Genomic DNA, 20,089 nt, shown 5'->3' with positions numbered 1-20,089 from the left:
GGTGCGCATTGCGCACCGTTTTTTATTGGGCCGGCATCAGGTCGTCGCGCCCAGCAATTCGATTTCAAACACCAATGGCGTGAACGGCGGGATCACATCTCCCGCCCCTTCGGCGCCATAGGCCAGGGTCGACGGAATCACCAGGCGCCATTTTGCGCCTACCGGCATTTGCGGCAATGCACTGCGCCAGCCGTCAATCACGCTGTCGAGGTTGAACCACTGCGCCTGGCGGTTTGAGTCGAATACGGTGCCGTCCGGCAGTCGACCGGTATACAGCACCTGGACCTTGCCGTGCGGGCCGGCCTTCGCGCCGTGGCCTGGCTTGATTTCGGTCAGCAGGATGCCGTCTGCAAGTTGCTGGACGCCGGGCCGGTTCTTTTCTTCGTTGAGAAATGTCTGCTCCGTTTTCAACGCGGCTTCGATCTGCGGCGATGTCGATTGCGAATTCAGTTGTGCCTGGTGCTCGGCCAGGATCTGTTCGATGCGCTCATCCTTGAGGGCCAGCGGCTTGCCCAGGTAGGCCTGTTGCAAGCCTTCGACCAAGGCTTTGATCTGCAGGTCCGGCACGTCCTGGCGCAGGCGTTCGCCGAGGCTGGCGCCCAGGCTGTAAGCCAGATCGTGGGCATCGTTTGCGTTGGTTTTTTCAACGGCCTGGACCGTGGAGCAAGCCATGCACAGGAACAAAAACAGGTGACGCGACATGTGTGCTCTCCGGCTTCGAATCGAGAAATTATGCCAGTGCCGATATCTATAAAGGTGTGTTGCCTGGGCGCTGACGCAGAAGATTTTTTGTCTCTTGCAACGCAACGCCTTATGTAGTGTCAACATGCCCTAGCGGCGGTTGTAGCAGAGGTCTAGTATGAGCCGCACTTACGTCAGTCAGGAGGTAAACCATGTCGGCCACCAAGAAGCCTGTAAACACTCCGTTGCACTTGCTCCAACAACTTTCGGGCAGCTTGCTCGAACATTTGGAAAACGCCTGCTCCCAAGCCCTGGCTGATGCTGAAAAACTGCTCGCCAAACTGGAAAAACAACGCGGTAAAGCGCAGGAAAAACTGCACAAGTCGCGCACCAAACTGCAAGACGCAGCCACCGCTGGCAAGGCCAAGGCGCAAGCCAAGGCCAAAGAAGTCGTGAAAGAACTCGAAGACCTGCTCGATGCCTTGAAGGCTCGTCAGTCCGAGACCCGCGCCTACATTCTGCAACTCAAGCGTGATGCCCAGGAAAGCCTGAAACTGGCCCAGGGTGTCGGTCGCGTGCAGGAAGCCGCAGGCAAGGCGCTGACACTTCGTGCCGCCAAGCCTACCGCTGTATCGGCCAAGAAGTCGGTGGCTAAACCCGTCGCGGCAAAAGCACCGGCCAAAGTCGCTGCCAAGCCTGCGGCGAAAGCGCCGGCCAAAGCTGCCAGCAAGCCTGCTGCCAAACCCGTCGCGGCCAGTGCTGCAAAACCTGCGGCAAAAAAACCAGTCGTCAAGGCGGCTGCCAAGCCCGTCGCAAAAACGGCGGCCGCTAAACCTGCTGCCGCCAGGCCCGCTGCAAAAGCTGCAGCCAAACCTGTCGCTAAAACCGCCGCCGCAAAACCCGCTGCGACGAAAACCGCTGCCGCTAAACCTGTTGCCAAAGCGGCGGTAAAATCCACTGCCAAACCTGCCGCCGCCAAGCCAGCTGCCAAACCTGCGGCAACCAAGACGGCTGCGGCCAAGCCTGCTGCGAAAACGGCTGCCAAGCCCGTCGCTGCCAAAGCACCGGCCAAAGTAGCAGCTAAACCCGCTGCCAAACCGGCTGCGGCAAAACCTGCTGCCAAGCCAGCTGCCGCGAAGCCGGCCGCCGCAAAACCTGCCGCCAAGCCAGCAGCCAAACCTGCCGTGAAAAAGCCAGTCGCTGCAAAGCCGTCGACTGCGCCAGCAGCCAAGCCAGCGACGCCGGCTCCGACCGCGGCACCGGCTCCAACCGCCAGCACTCCGGCGGCCAGCCCGTCCACCGCCGTTGCGCCGAGCACCAGCAGCACCCCAACCAGCGCTTCCTAAGTGCCGGACACCGCGACGCGCAGCTGATGCAGCGCGTCGCGGATCGCTGGCCCGGCATTCGCCGCCAGCCCTTGCAGCCATTGCGCTGAATCGTTCTGTTGTGCCCCGGGCCAATCCTTGGCCAACGCTTGCAATCGCGCCAGCAATTGCCGTTCGGCTGCCAACTCCAGTTGCTTGACCTGCTCGCGCAGGCTATTGAGTGCCGTGTCCTGGAGGGCGCTGGTTTTCCATTGGCTACGAAGCGTGCGCAGCGGCCGCACCACCTCGGTATCCCATGGCTCGGCCACTTGTCGAAGCTGCTGCAGCCTGTGTTCATTGCAGGCCACGCCGCGCTGCGCCAGCCACAAGCCACAAAGCAGCAGGCAGACGTTGGCGCCGGCGTCTTGTGATGCCAGGCAGGCAGGCTCTACGCCGGGCTTGGCATAGAGGTCGAGGGAAAAACTCCACAGGTCAGGGGACATCGTGCTACTCGCGCCAGTTGCGAGCGAAGCTGGTAGACTCCGCCGCCATTATGATCCGACTTCAGAACCTGACTTTACAGCGTGGCCCGCAACGTCTGCTAGAAGACGCCGAGCTGACCCTGCACGCCGGCCACAAAGCCGGCCTCATCGGTGCCAACGGCGCCGGCAAATCGAGCCTGTTCGCCTTGCTGCGAGGCGAGCTGCACCCCGACTCGGGTGATTGCCTGTTGCCGGCCGATTGGCGCATCGCCCACATGCGCCAGGAGGTCGACACCCTCGAGCGCCTGGCGGTGGACTACGTGCTCGATGGCGACCTGCGCCTGCGCCAGGTGCAGCGCGACCTGGCGCAGGCCGAAGCGGCCCACGACGGTGCCGCACAGGCCCGCCTGCACGCGGAACTCGACACTGCCGATGGCTACACCGCCGATGCCCGCGCGCGCAAATTGCTCGCCGGCCTGGGCTTTACCAACGAGCAGATGGATCGCCAGGTCGGGGACTTCTCCGGTGGCTGGCGGATGCGCCTGAACTTGGCCCAGGCCTTGATGTGCCCTTCGGATCTGCTGTTGCTCGATGAGCCGACCAACCACTTGGACCTCGACGCTATCATCTGGCTCGAAGACTGGCTCAAGAGTTACCCCGGCACCCTGCTGCTGATTTCCCACGACCGTGATTTCCTCGACGCGGTGGTGGACCACGTGGCCCATGTCGATCAGCGCAAGCTCACCCTTTACCGCGGCGGCTACAGTGCTTTCGAGCGCGCGCGTGCCGAACGCCTGGCCCAGCAACAGCAGGCCTACGAGAAGCAACAGGCGCAACGTGCGCACATGGAAAGCTACATCGCCCGCTTCAAGGCCCAGGCCACCAAGGCCCGCCAGGCCCAGAGCCGGATCAAGGCGCTGGAGCGGATGGAAGAGCTGTCGGCGGCCCACGTCGATTCGCCGTTTGATTTCGTCTTCCGCGAATCGACCAAGATTTCCAGCCCGCTGATCGACCTGTCCGACGCGCGCCTGGGCTACGGCGACAAGACGGTGCTGGAGAAGGTCAAGCTGCAACTGACCCCGGGTGCGCGGATCGGTCTGCTGGGGCCCAACGGTGCCGGTAAATCGACCCTGATCAAGAACCTTTCCGGCGAACTCCAGCCTCTGGCCGGGCGCCTGACCCGGGGCGAGAACACGGTGGTCGGCTACTTCGCCCAGCATCAGCTCGATTCCCTGGATTCCAAGGCCAGCCCCCTGCTGCACCTGCAACGGTTGGCGCCGACCGAGCGTGAGCAGACCCTGCGCGATTTTCTCGGCGGTTTCGATTTTCGCGGGGCGCGCATCGACGAGCCGGTGCTGAATTTCTCCGGTGGCGAAAAGGCGCGCCTGGCGCTGGCGTTGATTGCCTGGGGCCGGCCGAACCTGTTGCTGCTCGACGAGCCGACCAACCACCTGGACCTGGAGATGCGCCTGGCCCTGACCATGGCGTTGCAAGAATTCAATGGCGCAGTGCTGGTGGTGTCCCACGATCGGCATTTGCTCAAGAGCACCACGGATAATTTCTTCCTGGTGGCCGACGGCAAGGTCGAGGAGTTCGACGGCGACCTGGAAGACTACGCCCGTTGGTTGGTGGAATACCGCCAGCGCAACGCACCGGTCAGCAGCACGCCGGTCAACCCGGACAAGACCGACAAGAAAGCCCAGCGCCAGGCCGCCGCCGCATTGCGCCAGCAACTGGCGCCGCACAAGCGCGAGGCCGACAAGCTCGAAGCCGAGCTGGGCAAGTTGCATGAAAAACTGCAAAAGATCGAAACCAGCCTTGGCGACAGTGGTCTCTACGAGGCGGCGCGCAAGGATGAGTTGCGTGACCTGCTGGCCGAGCAGGCCAAACTGAAGGTTCGGGAAGCGGAGCTCGAGGAGGCGTGGATGCAAGCGCTGGAACTGCTGGAAACCCTGCAAGCGGAGCTGGAGGCATTGTCCTGATGGAAGCGCTGGCGTTGCCTATTCCGGTCATGTGGATCGAGCCGATCTGGCTGGGTGTGCAAATCCTGCTGATCCTGCTGGCCGGTTATGTCGCGCAGCGTGTCGTGGCGCGGACCCTGACAGGCCTGGGCGAGCGTTACCCGTTCCCACCCCAACTGGTCATTATCCTGCGGGGCATACTGCGCTGGCTGATCATGGGCAGCGCAGTGCTGGTGGTGCTCGAACGCCTGGGCGTCTCGGCTACGGTGCTGTGGACGGCACTGTCGGGATTCGTTGCGGTGGCAGCGGTGGCGTTCTTTGCCATCTGGAGCGTGCTGTCGAACCTGCTCTGTGCCGTTTTGATCTACACCGTCGGACCGTTTCGCCTGGGCGATGTGGTCGAGTTGGTGGACACCACCGACAAGCCTGGCATCAAGGGGCGCGTGGTGGCGATCAACCTGCTGTACACCACGCTGATCGAACCCGAGGAACTCGGCACCGGCAGCGCCATGGTGCAAGTACCCAATAGCCTGTTCTTCCAGCGTTCGGTACGACGCTGGCGCGGCAGCGAAGCGTTTCCGGTGGGTGGTTTCGTCGAATGAGCCGGTGCTGGCCGATCGACTGACGTTGCAAAAAGCGGTGGTCAACCGCCCGAAGGCGCATTAGCTTAGGCGGTTAGACGAATCTGAGCCGAGGTGTGCGATGGTGCTGGAAACATGGTTGGCGTTTTTTGCCGCATGCTGGGTGATCAGTCTTTCGCCGGGTGCCGGCGCTATTGCCTCGATGTCCAGCGGTCTGCGATACGGCTTCTGGCGTGGCTACTGGAACGCCTTGGGCCTGCAATTGGGCCTGGCGTTGCAAATCGTGATCGTCGCCGCTGGCGTTGGCGCGATCCTCACGACGTCGGCCACTGCGTTCTATGCGATCAAGTGGTTCGGCGTGGTCTACCTGGTCTACCTGGGTGTCAAACAGTGGCGGGCCATTCCCGGTGACATGACTGACGATGCGTCCCCGCGGCCCATCGGCAAGCCCTTGGCGCTGGTGTTTCGCGGTTTCCTGGTCAACATCAGCAACCCCAAGGCGCTGGTGTTCATGCTGGCGGTGTTGCCGCAGTTCATCAATCCCCATGCACCCTTGATCCAGCAATACCTGATCCTGGGCGTCACCATGGTCGTCGTCGACCTCATCGTCATGGCCGGGTACACCGGGCTGGCGTCCAAAGTCCTGCGACTGTTGCGCTCCCCGAAACAGCAACGGCGGATGAACCGTACCTTCGCGGGTATGTTCATTGGCGCGGCGGGTTTGCTGGCGACGATTCGCAAGGCTGCGGTGTAAAACCGAGCGGGAGTGGAGCTGTAGGAGCTGTCGAGCGAAGCGAGGCTGCGATCTTTTCCCAGGCACTTGAATCTCAAGCGAAAGAAAAAAAGATCGCAGCCTCGCTTCGCTCGGCAGCTCCTACGAGGTCAGCGCAGGATCACCGGCGCTGTGTCCCGAGGCAGGTTGTTGCGCTGCACCTGCTCACCCGGTTGCTGGTAGCTTGGACCGCCGAGCTGTTCGCTCAGTTGCCGCGCCACGTCTTCACCCAGGGCCTTGGACACTTCGCGCACCACCCGTGGACGATTGAGGCTGATGTGAACGTCCCGATGGTTCAACAGCTTGGTGTCCTGGCCTTCGCCCATGGCCGTAAAGGCCGAGGTGATTTCGTAGGTCTTGGTGTTGATCAGGCTGAAGTCCGCCACCAGGGTCAGCGCCAGCACGGCCGAGTAGCTGTCGGTATTGGCCAACTCGTTGATGTCGCGGGTGAAGTCGATATCCGACACCGTGCCGAACAGCACGTAGTCGGCACCCTTGAAGTTCCCGGCCTTGATGCGCTTGATCACGTCATAGACGTCGCCCTGGGACGCCGCCGTGTAAGGCGTGCCCTGGGTCAGCTGGAACATCCCGCTGCGCAGGATCTCGCCCTTGATGTCGCCGGTGAACTTGCGCAGTTCGCCCTGCTCGATGTAGCTGCTGGTGGCTTCCATCTCGTCGTAGCTCGAGGAAGCGCTGGCGCTGTAAGGGTTCGCCTGGAAGTTGCTCTGCGCTGAAACGGTGTGGATGTATTCTTCCACCCGCTCCTGGTACGCAAGGTCGGTCACCGCGACTTTTGGGGCCGCCTGCGCGCCAAATGCGCAGGCCAGGGCCATGATACCTATCCATGTGCGCATGGTTTAACGCTCCGTGGTCTTGCGGATTTCTTTCTCGTCCATCCACTCGGCCAGACCGCTTTCGACGTCGATCAACTGCAGGCTGAATTTGTAGAAGACGTCCTTGTAGTCGCTGCTGCGCTTGACGATCGAGCTGATGGAGCCTTCGAGGCGGTACTTGGCAGCGATCATGTTGCCGGTCTTGGCCACGGTGCTTTTCTTGTACAGGCCGCTCTGGTTCTGCAGCTTGAGCTGGTCGACCTGGCTGTCCATAGCGGTGTTGTCGCTGGCGAAACGGGCAGCGCCGGTCTTCATCAGTTGGGTCTTGATGCTGGTGGTGATTTCACGGGTATCGATGTATTCGCTGGTCTTGTTCTTCACGTCATAGACCTGGACCACTGGCCGACCCTGCAAAACGCCGGACTGGGCCAGGGAGCGGGTCATGGATTCGGCGATCATTTGCAGGTCGGTGGAGCCGAACTCGTTGGTCACGGTTTCCACGGCCTTGGTGTCACCGTAGCTGATGTTCTTGTTGCCCAGGACCGGCGAGTTGTTGGCACAGCCGCTGACCAGCAGGGCGGCGAGGGCGAGGGAGGAAATGCGTACGAACATGTGGGTGCTCTCAATAACTGTATAAAAGGTTTTGTGGCGATGGGATTTATCCCCGCTGGCTGCGCACTGTAGGAGCTGCCGAAGGCTCGGGCCGCGTTCGGACGATCTTTTGATCTTTCGCTTGCGACTCAAGTGTCTGGGGAAAGATCGCAGCCTCGTTGCACTCGTCAGCTCCTACACAGTGCCTACATCAGCTCCTATGGCCCAGGCTCAAGGCGTATTGATTTCCAAACGGAAATCCACCGCCTTGGGTGTCGGTGCGATGGCCGGCAGGAAACGGGTCTGTTCGCCGTACAGCGTCAGGCTTTTCCAGGTTTCTTCCTCGGCGATCGGAAAGCCTTCCGGCCCCAGCCAGGCAAAGCGGTAATACATCGTCTTGTTGTTGTAGCTGGTGTTGCTCAACTGGACATTGACGGTCATGTAGCCGTTTTCCCGGGCCACGCGCATGGCGCCGACCACGATGTTTTTGGTCTTGCCCATCGCCACGACCTTGCTGGCGGCGCTGCCCGGCTCCGGTGGCGGCGGGGTGGCGCAACCGGCCAGCAAGGCCAGGGCGCCGACGGTGATCAGTTTTAAACGCATGTGAACAAGACTCCGTTCTTAAGGTTGCTTGAGGGCAATGGCAGTCGGGTTGGCGTTTGGCATCACCTGGGCCGACAGGCCACCGGCGAACACCTGGTTACCCACCGCCCGCAGGCTGATGACCTGGTAGCGCTGGTCGACGGTGACCTTGACCACCGAGCCGCCCACCGAGCTTGGCAAGGTGACTTGGTGCTCGCCCTTCTTCAGGCGCAGGCGCACCACCTGGGTGTAGTCGGGCAGGGTGCGCCAGGTCCGGGTGTCGGCACCTTCGAGTACGGCCGAGGTGAGGCCGACGGCCAGGCCGGCCAGTGGGTTGGTATCGTTGATCTGCTTTTGCGCCACGCCACGGGTGATGGCGCGCACGGTCGTGCGCAGGATGATGCCCGGCATGTCGTCGCGCAGGGCGCGGCGGGACATGGCGGTGGTGCTGTTGAGTTGGGTCAGGTCCAACTGACGGCCGTCGACACCGATCTGGCTGAAGGTGGCCGTGGAGGTGTCAGGCTTGATCAGCGGGAACGACAACGGCGTGATGACCAGGTTGCCGCTGATCGGCAAGGGCAGGGGAATGCGGATCGAGTCCCGGGACGGTGCCAGGCCGCTCTGCACCACTATCAGGATGTCGCTGTCGTCGTTCTTGGCGGCAGGCTTGTCGAGGTTGAGCAGGGCCTGCTCCAGCAGCGGGGTGTTGGGGCGCAGTTCAGCTGCCTGGCGGTAACCCGGTGCGGCCAGGTCCCTTTCACCCAGGGCTTCATAGACGAAGCCGGCCAGGTAATGGCTGAACGCGCTCTGGTAACTGTTTTTCAGGCTGACCACTTCCGGGGCGTCGAGGCTGGCCACCGGGTAACCCTTGAGGTCTTTGTATTCGGTCTTGACCCCTTGCTTCTCGGCGTCTTCCTCGCGCTTGAGGTATTCCTTGTCCCGCAGGTCGGCGATCACCGCTTCGCGTTCGTGGGTCTTCTTGATCTGGGTCCGCGCCCCGTCGAAGTCATTCACAGCCAGCAGGTTCAGCGCCATCTGCGTGGTCAGCATGACCTTTTCGTAATCGTAGCCTTCGTAGCGGCGGACCTTATCGTTGACCAGGAAGCTGCCGAACTGGGCCAGGTACTTGGCCGTGTCGAGTTTGACCGCGTCTTCCCATTGGCCAACCTGTTGATCGGCGCTGGTCCAGGCCGTCTGGCTGCCAGACAAATCGCCCTTGGCGCGCAGCAGCTCACCTTTCTCGAAGTAGTACAGCAGGTCCTTGTCCTGGCTGGCGTTGTTCTTTTCCAGCAGCGTCAATGCGGCGTCGACATTGCCGGAAGCCAGCTGCTGGTTGGTCTGGGCCAATTCGCTGTCGTAGTTGCGAAAGGCCGAACAGCCGGACAACAAGGTGATCGCGCCAAGGGCGACCGAAAAAACGGCGCGGGATGCCATGAACATTTCTTCCCTGAGAAACAGCCGGGGGTTTGCGGGTCGGGCTGGGGCGATCCCACGGACAAGCGTCGGGACGCTGTCGGTTCCTCATAAAAAGAGGAGCTTTTATGCCATCTAACAATAAGAAAGCGGCGCGATTATAAACATGGCGCTTGGCTATGTAATGGCTTTTCAATCTCGAAGTGCCTTTTTTGTGACATCACCTCCAAAGCAGGAAATCCGATGAAAATGTGCCGCCAAAGCACATCGGCTCTTGAGCCAAAGTCATTGGAAGTGAACAATGTGTTACTTCTTATTACCAACCGAGAGTCATTCATGACTGCGCCGTTCCGTTTCCTGGCCTGGCTTGCACTGCCATTGCTTGTGCTGTGCAGCACTCCGCTGCTGGCCGACACCGTCGAGGGCGCCCCCCAGGCGCTGCATTTGCTGGATTACATCGGCGCGGACTACCCTGCGACGGTGGAGGCAGGCAAGGTCATCGAGGAGGGGGAATACCGCGAGCAGCTTGAATTCACCCAGGTGCTGGCAGGCTTGATCGCCGGGCTGCCGGCCAAGCCGGAAAAGACTGAGCTGGTCCAAGGCATCGATACCTTGCGCCGTGCGATTACCCAGCGCCAGGGCGGCGAGGATGTCGCCCGCCTGACGCGGCAACTGGGGGCCAGGTTGGCGGTGGCGTATGAAGTCAGCCAGGCGCCGGTCATCACTCCCGATCCTTCCCGCGGTGCGCCGCTGTATGCCCAGAATTGCTCGGTGTGCCATGGGGCCAACGGTGCTGGCGACGGTCCTGCCGGTGTCGGCCTGGAACCGCCGCCCGCCAACTTGCGGGACGCCCAGCGCCTGGACCGCCTGAGTCTTTATGCGATCTACAACACCGTCGGCATGGGCATCGAGGGCACCGACATGCCGGCCTTCGCTGATCAACTCGACGACCGTCAGCGTTGGGACCTGGCGACCTACATCGCCAGTCTCAGCGCCGACCCGGCCGCTGCCAAAGGTGAACAGGTCTTCAACCTCGCTGACCTGGCGCGCCAGACCCCGGCCGAAGTCCTCGCCGTGCAAGGCCCAGCAGCGGCGGCGACGTTCCGTGCCCAGCGTGCCCAGCCGCCGCAGGTGCAACGAGGCCCGGGGCAGTTGCTCGACTACACGGCGGCCACCCTGGATAAAAGCATTGCGGCGTACCGTGCCGGTGACCACGACCAGGCCTACGACCTGTCGGTGGCCGCTTACCTGGAAGGTTTCGAGCTGGTGGAAAGCTCGCTGGATAACGTCAACGCCAACGTACGCAAGGACACGGAAAAGTCCCTGATGGCCTACCGTCAGTCTTTGCAGGACGGTTTGCCGGTCGAGCAGGCGGTCCAGCGCCTGGACGCGGCCAAGGCCAAGTTGAAGGAGTCCGCCGGCCTGCTGGGCGGCGATGGCTTGAGCTGGTCGCTGAGCTATATCTCAGGGTTGTTGATTCTGCTGCGCGAAGGGCTGGAAGCGATCCTGGTGCTGGCGGCGATCCTGGCGTTCCTGCGCAACACCGGCCAGCAGTCGGCCGTGCGCAGCGTCAACGTTGGGTGGGGGTTGGCGCTGTTGGCCGGCCTGGCGACCTGGGGGCTGGCGGCATATGTGATCGACGTCAGCGGTGCCCAGCGTGAACTGCTCGAAGGCGCGACGGCGTTGTTCGCCAGTGTGATGGTGCTGTGGCTGGGGGTGTGGATGCACGACCGTCGCCACGCCGCGGCCTGGCAGGACTACATCAAGAGCAGCCTGGTGGGCGGCGGTGGTCGTTTTGGTTTTGCGATCCTGGCGTTCTTCTCGGTCTATCGTGAACTGTTCGAAGTGATCCTGTTCTACGAAACCCTGTGGCTGCAGGCGGGCCCCGCCGGGCATGACGCAGTGCTGGCCGGCGGCGCGACGGCGTTGGTATTGCTGGTCGGGTTGGCCTGGGTGATCCTGCGCGGCTCGGCGAAACTGCCGCTGGCATTGTTCTTCAGCATCAATGCCGGGTTGCTGTGCGCGCTGTCGGTGGTATTCGCCGGTCACGGCGTGAAGGCGTTGCAGGAGGCCGGGATCTTCGGCACCCGTCCGGTGGCGTTCTTTGACTTCGACTGGCTGGGCATTCATGCCGATGCCTATTCGCTGGCCGCTCAAGTGGTGGCGATCCTGGCGATCGTGGTGCTGTATGGGCGCAGTTGGGTGGTGGAGAAGCGTCGGGTTCAGGTTTCCTGAACAGCGGCATTCGCTGCGCTCATGATCGCGAGCAAGCTTTGCTCCCACACAAGCCTTGCTCCCACAGGCTATGGAAGCAAGGCTTGTGGGAGCAAGGCTTGCCCGCGATGCTTTTAATCTAGAAGGAATCACTCAATGCGTGTATGGATCGACGCCGACGCCTGCCCAAAAGCCGCGAAGGAACTGGTGGTCAAGTTCGCCTTGAAGCGCAGGTTCGAGGTGGTGCTGGTGGCCGGCCAGCCGCAGATCAAGCCGGCCCTGGCTTGTGTGAAGCTGATCGTGGTGCCCAGTGGCCCTGACGCGGCGGACGATTACCTGGTGGAGCACGCCGAGCCGGGTGAACTGGTGATCTGCAGCGACGTGCCCTTGGCCGACCGGTTGGTGAAGAAGGGCGTCGCCGCCCTGGATCCACGCGGCAAAGAGTTCGATGCCCAGAACATGGGCGATCGCCTGGCGGTGCGCAACCTGTTCACCGATTTACGTGAACAGGGCCACATGGGCGGCGGCCCGGCGGCGTACAGCGAGCGGGACAAGCAAGGGTTTGCCAATGCGCTGGACCGGATCCTGACGCGCCTGAGCCGAACTTCCTGAGCTTTGCCTCAATCCCCTTGTGGGAGCGGGCTTGCTCGCGAAGGCGTCGGTTCAGTTGGCCCATCGAGTGGCTGACACACCGCTTTCGCGAGCAAGCCCGCTCCCACAGGAAGGAAGTTGGCGGTGTCAGGCGTCGTTCTCGTGCGTCAGCTCCAACACCCGATCCACCAGCTTGTTGATGCCAGAAGCCGCTTCGCTGATGTTTTGCGCCAGCATGTAGGCCGGGGTGCTGACCAGTTTGCGCGCGCGGTCTTCGACGATATCGGTGACGGTGCACTCTTCGTGAGTGCCTCCCATTTTGATCACGGCGGCGGCAGTGTCGGCGTCGTTGCCGATGGTGCAGACCACGCCCGGGCCATAGATTTTCGCCGCCAGGGCCGGGGAAATGCAGATCAGCCCCACCGGTTTGCCGGCTTCGGCAAAGGCCTCGGTCAGTGCCAGGACCTCTGGCTGGACCGTGCAGCCGGCGCCTTCGACGGCAAAGTTGGACAGGTTTTTCGCCGAGCCAAAACCACCGGGGATGATCAGGGCGTCGAAGTCCTCGACCCTGGCTTCACGCAAGTCCTTTACGTTACCCCTGGCGATCCGTGCCGATTCCACCAGCACGTTGCGGCTCTCGGGCATTTCCTCGCCGGTCAGGTGATTGATCACATGCAACTGGGCAATGTTGGGGGCAAAGCACTGGACGTGAGCCCCACGCTGATCGAGACGCAGCAAGGTGATCACGCTTTCGTGGATCTCGGCGCCGTCATACACGCCACAGCCGGAAAGGATCACTGCAATTTTTTTGCTCATGGGCTTTTCTCCAGATTCATGGCGTTAAATGTCTACTAATTTGTCACTCGTTGCCATAGGGGGATCGGGCAGCTACACCTAATCTGCCGACTATCTCCCTGCCTTGCATGCCCGGGTTGCGTCATGAATTTCATCCTGTATGCCGTGCCGTTTTTCTTCGTGCTGATCGCCGTCGAGTTGCTGGCCGATCGCTGGCGGGGCGTGAGCCACTACCGTGTGGCAGACGCGATCAACAGCTTGAGCACTGGTGTGCTGTCGACCACCACGGGCCTGTTGACCAAAGGCGTGGGGTTGGTGACCTACGCCTTTGCGTTGAAACACCTGGCTGTCATCGAGCTGCCTGCCGACCGCGCCTGGACCTGGGTGTTTGCCTTTGTGCTCTACGACTTCTGCTATTACTGGCTGCACCGCATGGGCCATGAACGCAACATCCTCTGGGCCGCCCATTCGGTGCACCACCAGAGCGAGGACTACAACCTTTCCACTGCGTTGCGCCAGACCAGCACCGGCTTCCTGCTGAGCTGGATCTTCTACCTCCCGCTCGCCGTGCTGGGCGTGCCGCTGGTGGTCTTCGTCAGCGTCGCGGCGTTGAATCTGCTGTATCAATTCTGGGTCCACACCCAGCACATTCCCAAGCTCGGCTGGCTGGAGTGGTGCTTCGTTACGCCGTCCAATCATCGTGCCCACCATGCACAGAACCCTCTCTACATGGATCGCAACTACGGCGGGGTGTTCATTATTTGGGACCGTCTGTTTGGCACTTTCCAGGAAGAAGACGCCAACGAACCGGTGATTTTCGGCGTGACCACGCCACTGGCCAGCTGGAATCCGTTGTGGGCCAACCTGCAGTTCTATGCACAGCTGTGGGCCGATGCGCGGCGGGCCGAACGCTGGAGAGACAAGCTGCGGATCTGGTTCATGCCCACCGGTTGGCGACCGGCGGACGTCGCGGCCAAGTACCCGCTGAACAAGCCGGACCTGAGCCAGTTCCGCAAATTCGAAGTGCCGTTGGATGCGCGCCAGCAGTGGTACGTGGGGCTGCAGTTCTGCGTCTACATTGCCCTGGGCAGTTATTTGATGAACCTTGAAAGCCGCCTGCCGGTCGCCGCCCTGGTGCTGGGTTGGGGCGCCGTGGCATTGGGGCTGTTCGTGTTGGGCGTGGCCCTGGAGAATCGCCCGTGGGCGCTGAGGCTGGAGCTGTTGCGGTTGGCCTCGAACCTGCCGCTGGTATGGCTGGCGCCATTGGCCGGGTTGTGGCCGGCCAGCGCTGTGATGAGCCATGGGGCCTGGGCCGGGTTGCTCAGCTACAGCCTGCTCAGCGGCATCGGGCTGTATTGTTGTCGCAGCCGGTTTACTCGGTTGGCGTCGTAGGTTCGCTGGACCGGGCTCGCTCCAGGCGCTCGGCTTCGAGGACTTTCCTGGCCAGCCGCGCATTCTTGATGCGTCGGCGCAGCCACAAGACCAGGCCCAGCACCAGCAGCGCGCCGAGTACCCACAACTCATACTTCTTGATGCTGCCCAGCATGCCTTCGAGCACTGCGCCAAAGTGGTACGCGGCGGCGGCCAACGCCGTGGCCCAGACCGCCGCACCGATGCCGTTGAGCAACAGGTATCGGCCTGGCGGATAGCCTGACAGGCCGATCGCCACCGGCATCACCGTGCGCAGGCCATAGACGAAACGGAAGCTCAGGACCCAGATGTCCGGATGCCGGCGAATGTGCTCCAGCGCCCGATCCCCCATCAATTGCCAGCGCGGCTTGCGGGCCAGGAGCTTGCGCCCGTGCTTGCGTCCCAGGAAATACCACAGCTGATCGCCCGCGTAGCTGCCGCAGAACGCCACGACCACCACCAGATTGATGTCCATGTAGCCACGGAACGCCAGGAAACCTGCGAGCACGAGGATAGTTTCGCCTTCGAAGAACGTGCCGATAAACAAGGCCAAGTAGCCGAAGTCATGCAGAAATTGTTGGAGCATTGTCTGGGTGCTGGCGAAATGAACGCGCAGCCTAACCCTTCAGGCACATTCAGGAAAGTATCGAAATGTGTCTCGACGTGAACAATTCCTGCAATGACAATAACTGCGACGACAGGACGCAGGTGCACATAACTGTAATGTCTTCGTCATAATGGGCGCTTATAACTGTCACGCTCGCCCGTCAGCACGGGCTCAGGAGTCTGCCGTGAGCTTTACCCCCGCCAATCGTCTGTTCCCTGCTACTCGCCTGCGTCGCAACCGCCGTGATGAGTTCTCTCGTCGGCTGGTGCGTGAAAACGTGCTGACCACCAATGACCTGATCCTGCCGGTGTTCGTGCTGGACGGTGAGAACCGTCGCGAAGCGGTGGCGTCGATGCCCGGGGTGGAACGCCTGACCATCGACCTGCTGCTCGAAGAAGCCGCTCACTGGGTCGAGCTGGGCATTCCGGCGCTGGCGCTGTTCCCGGTCACGCCACCGACACTCAAGTCCCTGGACGCCGCGCAAGCCTGGAACCCGGAGGGCATCGCCCAGCGCGCGACCCGCGCCCTGCGCGCGCGCTTCCCGGAGCTGGGAGTGATCACTGACGTGGCGCTGGACCCGTTCACCACCCACGGGCAGGACGGTATCCTCGATGAAGAGGGCTACGTGCAGAACGACATTACGGTCGATGCACTAGTCAGGCAGGCGTTGTCCCACGCCGAGGCCGGAGCCCAGGTGGTGGCGCCGTCGGACATGATGGACGGGCGCATCCAGGCGATCCGCGAAGCCCTCGAGGTGGCCGGTCACGTCAACGTGCGGATCATGGCCTACTCGGCCAAGTACGCCAGCGCCTATTACGGCCCGTTCCGCGACGCGGTCGGCTCGGCCCTGAACCTGGGCAAGGCCAACAAGGCCTCTTATCAGATGGACCCGGCCAACAGTCAGGAAGCCTTGCACGAAGTAGCGGCTGACTTGTCAGAAGGGGCAGACATGGTCATGGTCAAGCCTGGCATGCCTTACCTCGACATTCTTTGCCGGGTCAAAGACGAATTCAAAGTGCCGACCTTTGTTTATCAGGTCAGCGGCGAGTACGCGATGCACATGGCCGCGATCCAGAACGGCTGGTTGGGCGAAGGGGTGATCCTGGAGTCCTTGACCGCTTTCAAGCGTGCAGGCGCTGATGGCATCCTGACTTACTTTGCTGTGCGCGCCGCCCAATTGTTACGAGAGCAGAAATAGCCTCCCAGGAACTTGCGATGAATACCGAAGGACTCTCCGAAGTTGCCGTAAAAGACGCTCAACCCGTGGTCGAGCAGGTTGCCGAGACACCGCCGGCATTGGAGCCCGCTGCCCCAGCTGCCGTCGAGCCTGCACCGGCCCCGGCGATTGTGATTCCCAACCTGGATGACAGCAGCCTGTACATCCATCGCGAGCTGTCGCAACTGCAGTTCAACATCCGCGTGCTGGAGCAGGCGCTGGACGAGTCCTACCCGCTGCTGGAACGGCTGAAGTTCCTGCTGATCTTTTCCAGCAACCTGGATGAGTTTTTCGAAATCCGCGTCGCCGGGCTGAAGAAGCAGATCACCTTCGCCCGTGAACAGGCCGGCGCCGACGGCTTGCAACCGCACCAGGCCCTGGCGCGCATCAGCGAGCTGGTCCATGGTCACGTTGACCGGCAGTACGCGATCCTCAACGACATCCTGTTGCCGGAGCTGGAAAAGCACCAGGTGCGTTTCATTCGTCGCCGCAACTGGAACACCAAGATCAAGACCTGGGTGCGCCGTTATTTCCGCGACGAGATCGCGCCGATCATCACCCCGATCGGCCTCGATCCGACGCACCCGTTCCCGCTGCTGGTCAACAAGAGCCTGAACTTCATCGTCGAGCTGGAAGGCGTCGATGCCTTCGGTCGCGATTCCGGCCTGGCGATCATTCCGGCGCCACGCCTGCTGCCGCGCATCATCCGCGTGCCGGAAGACGTCGGTGGCCCCGGCGACAATTATGTGTTCCTGTCGTCGATGATCCACGCCCACGCCGATGACCTGTTCCAGGGCATGAAGGTGAAGGGATGCTACCAGTTCCGCCTGACGCGTAACGCCGACCTGTCGGTGGACACCGAGGACGTCGAAGACCTGGCCCGCGCCCTGCGCGGCGAGCTGTTCTCCCGTCGCTACGGCGATGCGGTGCGCCTGGAAGTGGCCGATACCTGCCCGAAACACCTGTCCGACTACCTGCTCAAGCAGTTCAACCTGCATGAGACCGAGCTGTATCAGGTCAACGGCCCGGTCAACCTGACCCGCCTGTTCAGCATCACCGGCCTGGACAGCCATCCGGAACTGCAATACCTGCCGTTCACGCCGCAGATCCCGAAACTGCTGCAAAACAGCGAGAACATTTTCAGTGTGGTCAGCAAGCAGGACATCTTGCTGTTGCACCCGTTCGAGTCGTTCACGCCGGTGGTCGATTTGCTGCGCCAGGCCGCCAAGGACCCCCACGTCCTTGCAGTGCGCCAGACCCTGTACCGCAGCGGCGCCAACTCGGAAATCGTCGACGCCCTGGTGGACGCGGCGCGAAACGGCAAGGAAGTCACGGCAGTGATCGAATTGCGCGCGCGCTTCGACGAGGAATCCAACCTGCAACTGGCCAGCCGCCTGCAAGCGGCCGGCGCGGTGGTGATCTATGGCGTGGTCGGCTTCAAGACCCACGCCAAGATGATGCTTATCCTGCGCCGTGAAGCCGGTGAGATCGTGCGTTACGCCCACTTGGGCACCGGTAACTACCACGCCGCCAACGCGCGCCTGTACACCGACTACAGCCTGCTGACCTCTGACGATGCCTTGTGCGAAGACGTCGGCAAGCTGTTCAGCCAGTTGATCGGCATGGGCAAGACCTTGCGCATGAAGAAACTGCTGCATGCGCCGTTCACGCTGAAAAAGGGCATGCTCGACATGATCGCCCGGGAGACGCAGTTCGCCCTGGATGGCAAGCCGGCCCACATTATTGCCAAGTTCAACTCGCTGACCGACCCGAAGATCATTCGTGCGTTGTACAAGGCCAGCCAGTCGGGCGTGCGCATCGACCTGGTGGTGCGTGGCATGTGCTGCCTGCGGCCGGGCATTGCCGGGGTGTCCCATAACATCCACGTACGCTCGATCATCGGGCGCTTCCTGGAACATACGCGGGTGTTCTATTTCCTCAATGGCGGTGAGGAGCAGATGTTCCTGTCCAGCGCCGACTGGATGGAGCGCAACCTCGACAAGCGGGTCGAGACCTGCTTCCCGGTGGAAGGCAAGAAGCTGATCCTGCGGGTCAAGAAGGAGCTGGAAAGCTACCTTACCGACAACACCCACAGCTGGAGCTTGCAGTCGGATGGCCGTTACATCCGCAACACGCCGACCGGCAACCAGAACCCGCGCAGCGCCCAGGCGACCTTGCTCGAGCGCTTGAGCAGCCCGGTGTTGGCGGTTCGTTAAGTTCAGCGGCGGGGGCGCTTGCTCCCGCGGAGCTGTACTGTAGGAGCTGCCGAAGGCTGCGATCTTTTGATCTTTTGATCTTTTGATCTTTTGATCTTTCGCTTGAGACTCAAGCGTCAGGGGGAAAGATCGCAGCCTCGCTTCGCTCGGCAGCTCCTACAGGCCCGGCGGGGGCAGGCGGGATTGCAGAGCCACCGGCAAGCAATCAGTGAATGTTCAACACAATCGCGACCCGGGTCAGCCAGTCGGCTTCCTGGGCGAAGTCGGCCTGGGTCAGTTGATTCTCTTCCAGCCAACCTTCTGGGAACAACACATCCAACTGATCGCCATTGGCGTGCAGGGCCACCTGGGGCATTTCCTGGGTGCCACGGATGTGATGGAACAGGATCGCAAAGCGCAGCAGCACGCACAGGCGAATCAGCTTGATGCCGTCATCGCCGAACTCGGCAAATTTATCCTTGGGAATGTTGCGCCGATGGCCGCGCACCAATAGCGCGAGCATTTGCTGGTCTTCCCGGGAGAAGCCCGCCAGGTCCGAATGCTCGATCAGGTAGGCGCCATGCTTGTGGTAGTGATAGTGGGCAATGTCCAGGCCCACTTCATGGACCTTGGCGGCCCAGCCCAGCAACTCGCGCCAGACCCCGTCGTTCAAGTCCCAGTCATCGGCGACCTGGTCGAAGGCGTGCAGCGCCTTGCGCTCGACCCGTACGGCTTGTTCCAGGTCGACGTGATAGCGCTCCATCAGCGAGCCCAGGGTGCGCTCGCGCACGTCTTCGTGGTGATGACGCCCCAGCAGGTCGTAGAGCACGCCTTCGCGCAGGGCGCCTTCGCAGTGGTCCATGCGTTGCAGCTCGAGGGCGTCGAAAATCGCCTCGAGGATCGCCAGGCCCGCGGGGAAAATCGCCCGGCGATCGGGCTTGATGCCTTCGAAATCGATCTTGTCCACATCGCCGAGCTTGAACATCCTGCGCTTGAGCCAGGCCAGCCCTTCGGCGTTGACCTCGCCAGTGCCGTGGCCGCCGGCCTTGAGGGCCAGGCCGATGGCCCGAATGGTTCCCGAGGAGCCGATGGCTTCGTCCCAGGTCAGGCGGTGCAGGGCGTGTTCGATACTCATGATTTCCAGGCGCGCCGCCGTGTAGGCCTGGGCGTAGCGGGCCGGGGTGATCTTGCCGTCGCGGAAATAACGCTGGGTGTAGCTGACGCAACCCATCTGCAGACTTTCGCGCAGCAGCGGTTCGAAGCGCTGGCCGATGATGAATTCGGTACTGCCGCCGCCAATGTCCGCCACCAGACGCTTGCCCGGGGTGTCGGCCAGGGTGTGGGAGACGCCCAGATAGATCAGGCGGGCTTCTTCACGGCCGGAAATTACCTCCACCGGATGCCCGAGGATTTCCTCGGCGCGGTGGATGAATTCGGTGCGGTTGCGGGCCTCGCGCAAGGCGTTGGTTCCCACTATTCGCACGGCCCCCAGGGGCATGCCATTGATCAGTTGGGCAAAGCGTTTCAGGCAATCGAGCCCGCGCTGCATCGATTCTTCGCTGAGCTTGCGCTCGTCATCGATACCGGCGGCCAACTGAACCTTCTCGCCGAGCCGCTCCAAAATCCGGATTTCACCGTTCTGGGCCTTGGCGACGACCATATGGAAGCTGTTGGAGCCTAGGTCGATAGCAGCGATCAGGGACAGATTCTTGGCTTGGGATAGCGGCATGGTCAAAAAGTCTCGGTCGATAACCTCGCCATCCTGCCACGATCAACCGCTTACGCCAACGCACCTGAACCAAACCCTTGAGCCAGAGCAGTGTTGGCTTGGCTTCCCTGTGGCGAGGGAGCTCGCTCTCGC

At 62.0% G+C, this 20,089-nt stretch carries 18 protein-coding genes; 9 read left to right on the top strand and 9 right to left on the bottom strand.

Annotation, left to right across the window (positions count from 1 at the left end; translation table 11 throughout):
* Nucleotides 1-36: 36 nt before the first annotated feature.
* On the bottom strand, nucleotides 37-702 hold the full coding sequence (locus AC09SL_RS22345; RefSeq protein ID WP_058542315.1) for an FKBP-type peptidyl-prolyl cis-trans isomerase: 666 nt from the start codon (nucleotides 700-702) through the stop codon (nucleotides 37-39).
* 191 nt (nucleotides 703-893) lie between these two features.
* Between AC09SL_RS22345 and AC09SL_RS22340 the strand changes: the two genes are divergently transcribed.
* A complete protein-coding gene (locus tag AC09SL_RS22340; protein WP_064106869.1) occupies nucleotides 894-2,027 on the top strand; it encodes an AlgP family protein in 1,134 nt (377 codons plus the stop codon).
* On the opposite strand, the gene AC09SL_RS22335 is transcribed toward AC09SL_RS22340, so the two are convergent.
* A complete protein-coding gene (locus AC09SL_RS22335) occupies nucleotides 2,024-2,488 on the bottom strand; it encodes a TIGR02444 family protein (RefSeq protein ID WP_058542314.1) in 465 nt (154 codons plus the stop codon). The two genes, AC09SL_RS22340 and AC09SL_RS22335, sit on opposite strands and share 4 nt — an antisense overlap.
* A gap of 50 nt (nucleotides 2,489-2,538) precedes the next feature.
* On the opposite strand from AC09SL_RS22335, the gene AC09SL_RS22330 reads away from it, so the two are divergent.
* From AC09SL_RS22330 to rhtB, 3 genes are all read left to right on the top strand, one after another.
* Entirely contained in the window at nucleotides 2,539-4,449 is a 1,911-nt protein-coding gene (locus tag AC09SL_RS22330; RefSeq protein ID WP_058542313.1) for an ATP-binding cassette domain-containing protein, read from the top strand.
* Nucleotides 4,449-5,030 (top strand): mechanosensitive ion channel family protein, encoded by a 582-nt coding sequence (locus tag AC09SL_RS22325; protein ID WP_058542312.1) that lies wholly within the window; start codon nucleotides 4,449-4,451, stop codon nucleotides 5,028-5,030. Before AC09SL_RS22330 ends, AC09SL_RS22325 begins: the two co-directional genes overlap by 1 nt.
* Before the next feature lie 100 nt (nucleotides 5,031-5,130).
* On the top strand, nucleotides 5,131-5,763 hold the full coding sequence (rhtB, locus tag AC09SL_RS22320) for a homoserine/homoserine lactone efflux protein (RefSeq protein WP_058542311.1): 633 nt from the start codon (nucleotides 5,131-5,133) through the stop codon (nucleotides 5,761-5,763).
* Between the two features lie 128 nt (nucleotides 5,764-5,891).
* On the opposite strand, the gene AC09SL_RS22315 is transcribed toward rhtB, so the two are convergent.
* The 4 genes from AC09SL_RS22315 to AC09SL_RS22300 all read right to left on the bottom strand — a co-directional run bounded on the left by AC09SL_RS22315 (nucleotide 5,892) and on the right by AC09SL_RS22300 (nucleotide 9,221).
* On the bottom strand, nucleotides 5,892-6,635 hold the full coding sequence (locus AC09SL_RS22315; protein WP_058542310.1) for a hypothetical protein: 744 nt from the start codon (nucleotides 6,633-6,635) through the stop codon (nucleotides 5,892-5,894).
* Between the two features lie 3 nt (nucleotides 6,636-6,638).
* The gene (gene lpoB / locus AC09SL_RS22310; RefSeq protein ID WP_058542309.1) at nucleotides 6,639-7,226 is read right to left on the bottom strand and encodes a penicillin-binding protein activator LpoB; all 588 of its coding nucleotides are present in this window, start codon (nucleotides 7,224-7,226) and stop codon (nucleotides 6,639-6,641) included.
* Nucleotides 7,227-7,436: 210 nt separating this feature from the next.
* Entirely contained in the window at nucleotides 7,437-7,808 is a 372-nt protein-coding gene (locus tag AC09SL_RS22305; protein WP_058542308.1) for a YcfL family putative periplasmic lipoprotein, read from the bottom strand.
* A gap of 18 nt (nucleotides 7,809-7,826) precedes the next feature.
* Entirely contained in the window at nucleotides 7,827-9,221 is a 1,395-nt protein-coding gene (locus AC09SL_RS22300) for a COG3014 family protein (protein WP_058542320.1), read from the bottom strand.
* 315 nt (nucleotides 9,222-9,536) lie between these two features.
* Between AC09SL_RS22300 and AC09SL_RS22295 the strand changes: the two genes are divergently transcribed.
* Nucleotides 9,537-11,435 (top strand): cytochrome c/FTR1 family iron permease, encoded by a 1,899-nt coding sequence (locus AC09SL_RS22295; protein WP_058542307.1) that lies wholly within the window; start codon nucleotides 9,537-9,539, stop codon nucleotides 11,433-11,435.
* Nucleotides 11,436-11,570: 135 nt separating this feature from the next.
* Nucleotides 11,571-12,026 carry a YaiI/YqxD family protein gene (locus tag AC09SL_RS22290; protein ID WP_058542306.1) on the top strand — a complete coding sequence of 152 codons (456 nt, stop codon included), beginning with the start codon at nucleotides 11,571-11,573 and terminating at the stop codon, nucleotides 12,024-12,026.
* Nucleotides 12,027-12,152: 126 nt separating this feature from the next.
* Here the strand turns inward: AC09SL_RS22290 and elbB are convergent, their stop codons facing one another.
* Nucleotides 12,153-12,821, bottom strand: coding sequence for an isoprenoid biosynthesis glyoxalase ElbB (elbB, locus tag AC09SL_RS22285; RefSeq protein WP_058542305.1), 669 nt, complete (start codon nucleotides 12,819-12,821; stop codon nucleotides 12,153-12,155).
* 123 nt (nucleotides 12,822-12,944) lie between these two features.
* Between elbB and AC09SL_RS22280 the strand changes: the two genes are divergently transcribed.
* Entirely contained in the window at nucleotides 12,945-14,192 is a 1,248-nt protein-coding gene (locus AC09SL_RS22280) for a sterol desaturase family protein (RefSeq protein ID WP_058542304.1), read from the top strand.
* Here the strand turns inward: AC09SL_RS22280 and AC09SL_RS22275 are convergent.
* Complete coding sequence (locus AC09SL_RS22275; protein ID WP_058542303.1) at nucleotides 14,173-14,796, bottom strand: DedA family protein; 624 nt, start codon at nucleotides 14,794-14,796, stop codon at nucleotides 14,173-14,175. The two genes, AC09SL_RS22280 and AC09SL_RS22275, sit on opposite strands and share 20 nt — an antisense overlap.
* Nucleotides 14,797-15,001: 205 nt before the next feature.
* On the opposite strand from AC09SL_RS22275, the gene hemB reads away from it, so the two are divergent.
* Entirely contained in the window at nucleotides 15,002-16,015 is a 1,014-nt protein-coding gene (gene hemB, locus AC09SL_RS22270; protein ID WP_024619873.1) for a porphobilinogen synthase, read from the top strand.
* 17 nt (nucleotides 16,016-16,032) lie between these two features.
* Nucleotides 16,033-18,249: a polyphosphate kinase 1 gene (ppk1, locus tag AC09SL_RS22265; protein ID WP_058542302.1), complete on the top strand. Its 2,217-nt coding sequence runs from the start codon at nucleotides 16,033-16,035 to the stop codon at nucleotides 18,247-18,249.
* A gap of 205 nt (nucleotides 18,250-18,454) precedes the next feature.
* Here ppk1 and ppx read toward each other — a convergent pair whose 3' ends face one another.
* Entirely contained in the window at nucleotides 18,455-19,957 is a 1,503-nt protein-coding gene (ppx, locus tag AC09SL_RS22260) for an exopolyphosphatase (protein WP_058542301.1), read from the bottom strand.
* Nucleotides 19,958-20,089 lie beyond the last annotated feature (132 nt).

The organism is Pseudomonas sp. PF05, assembly GCF_056521845.1.
The sequence above is the reverse complement of the archived record's forward strand: the minus strand, read 5'-3'. Positions and strand labels throughout refer to the sequence as shown.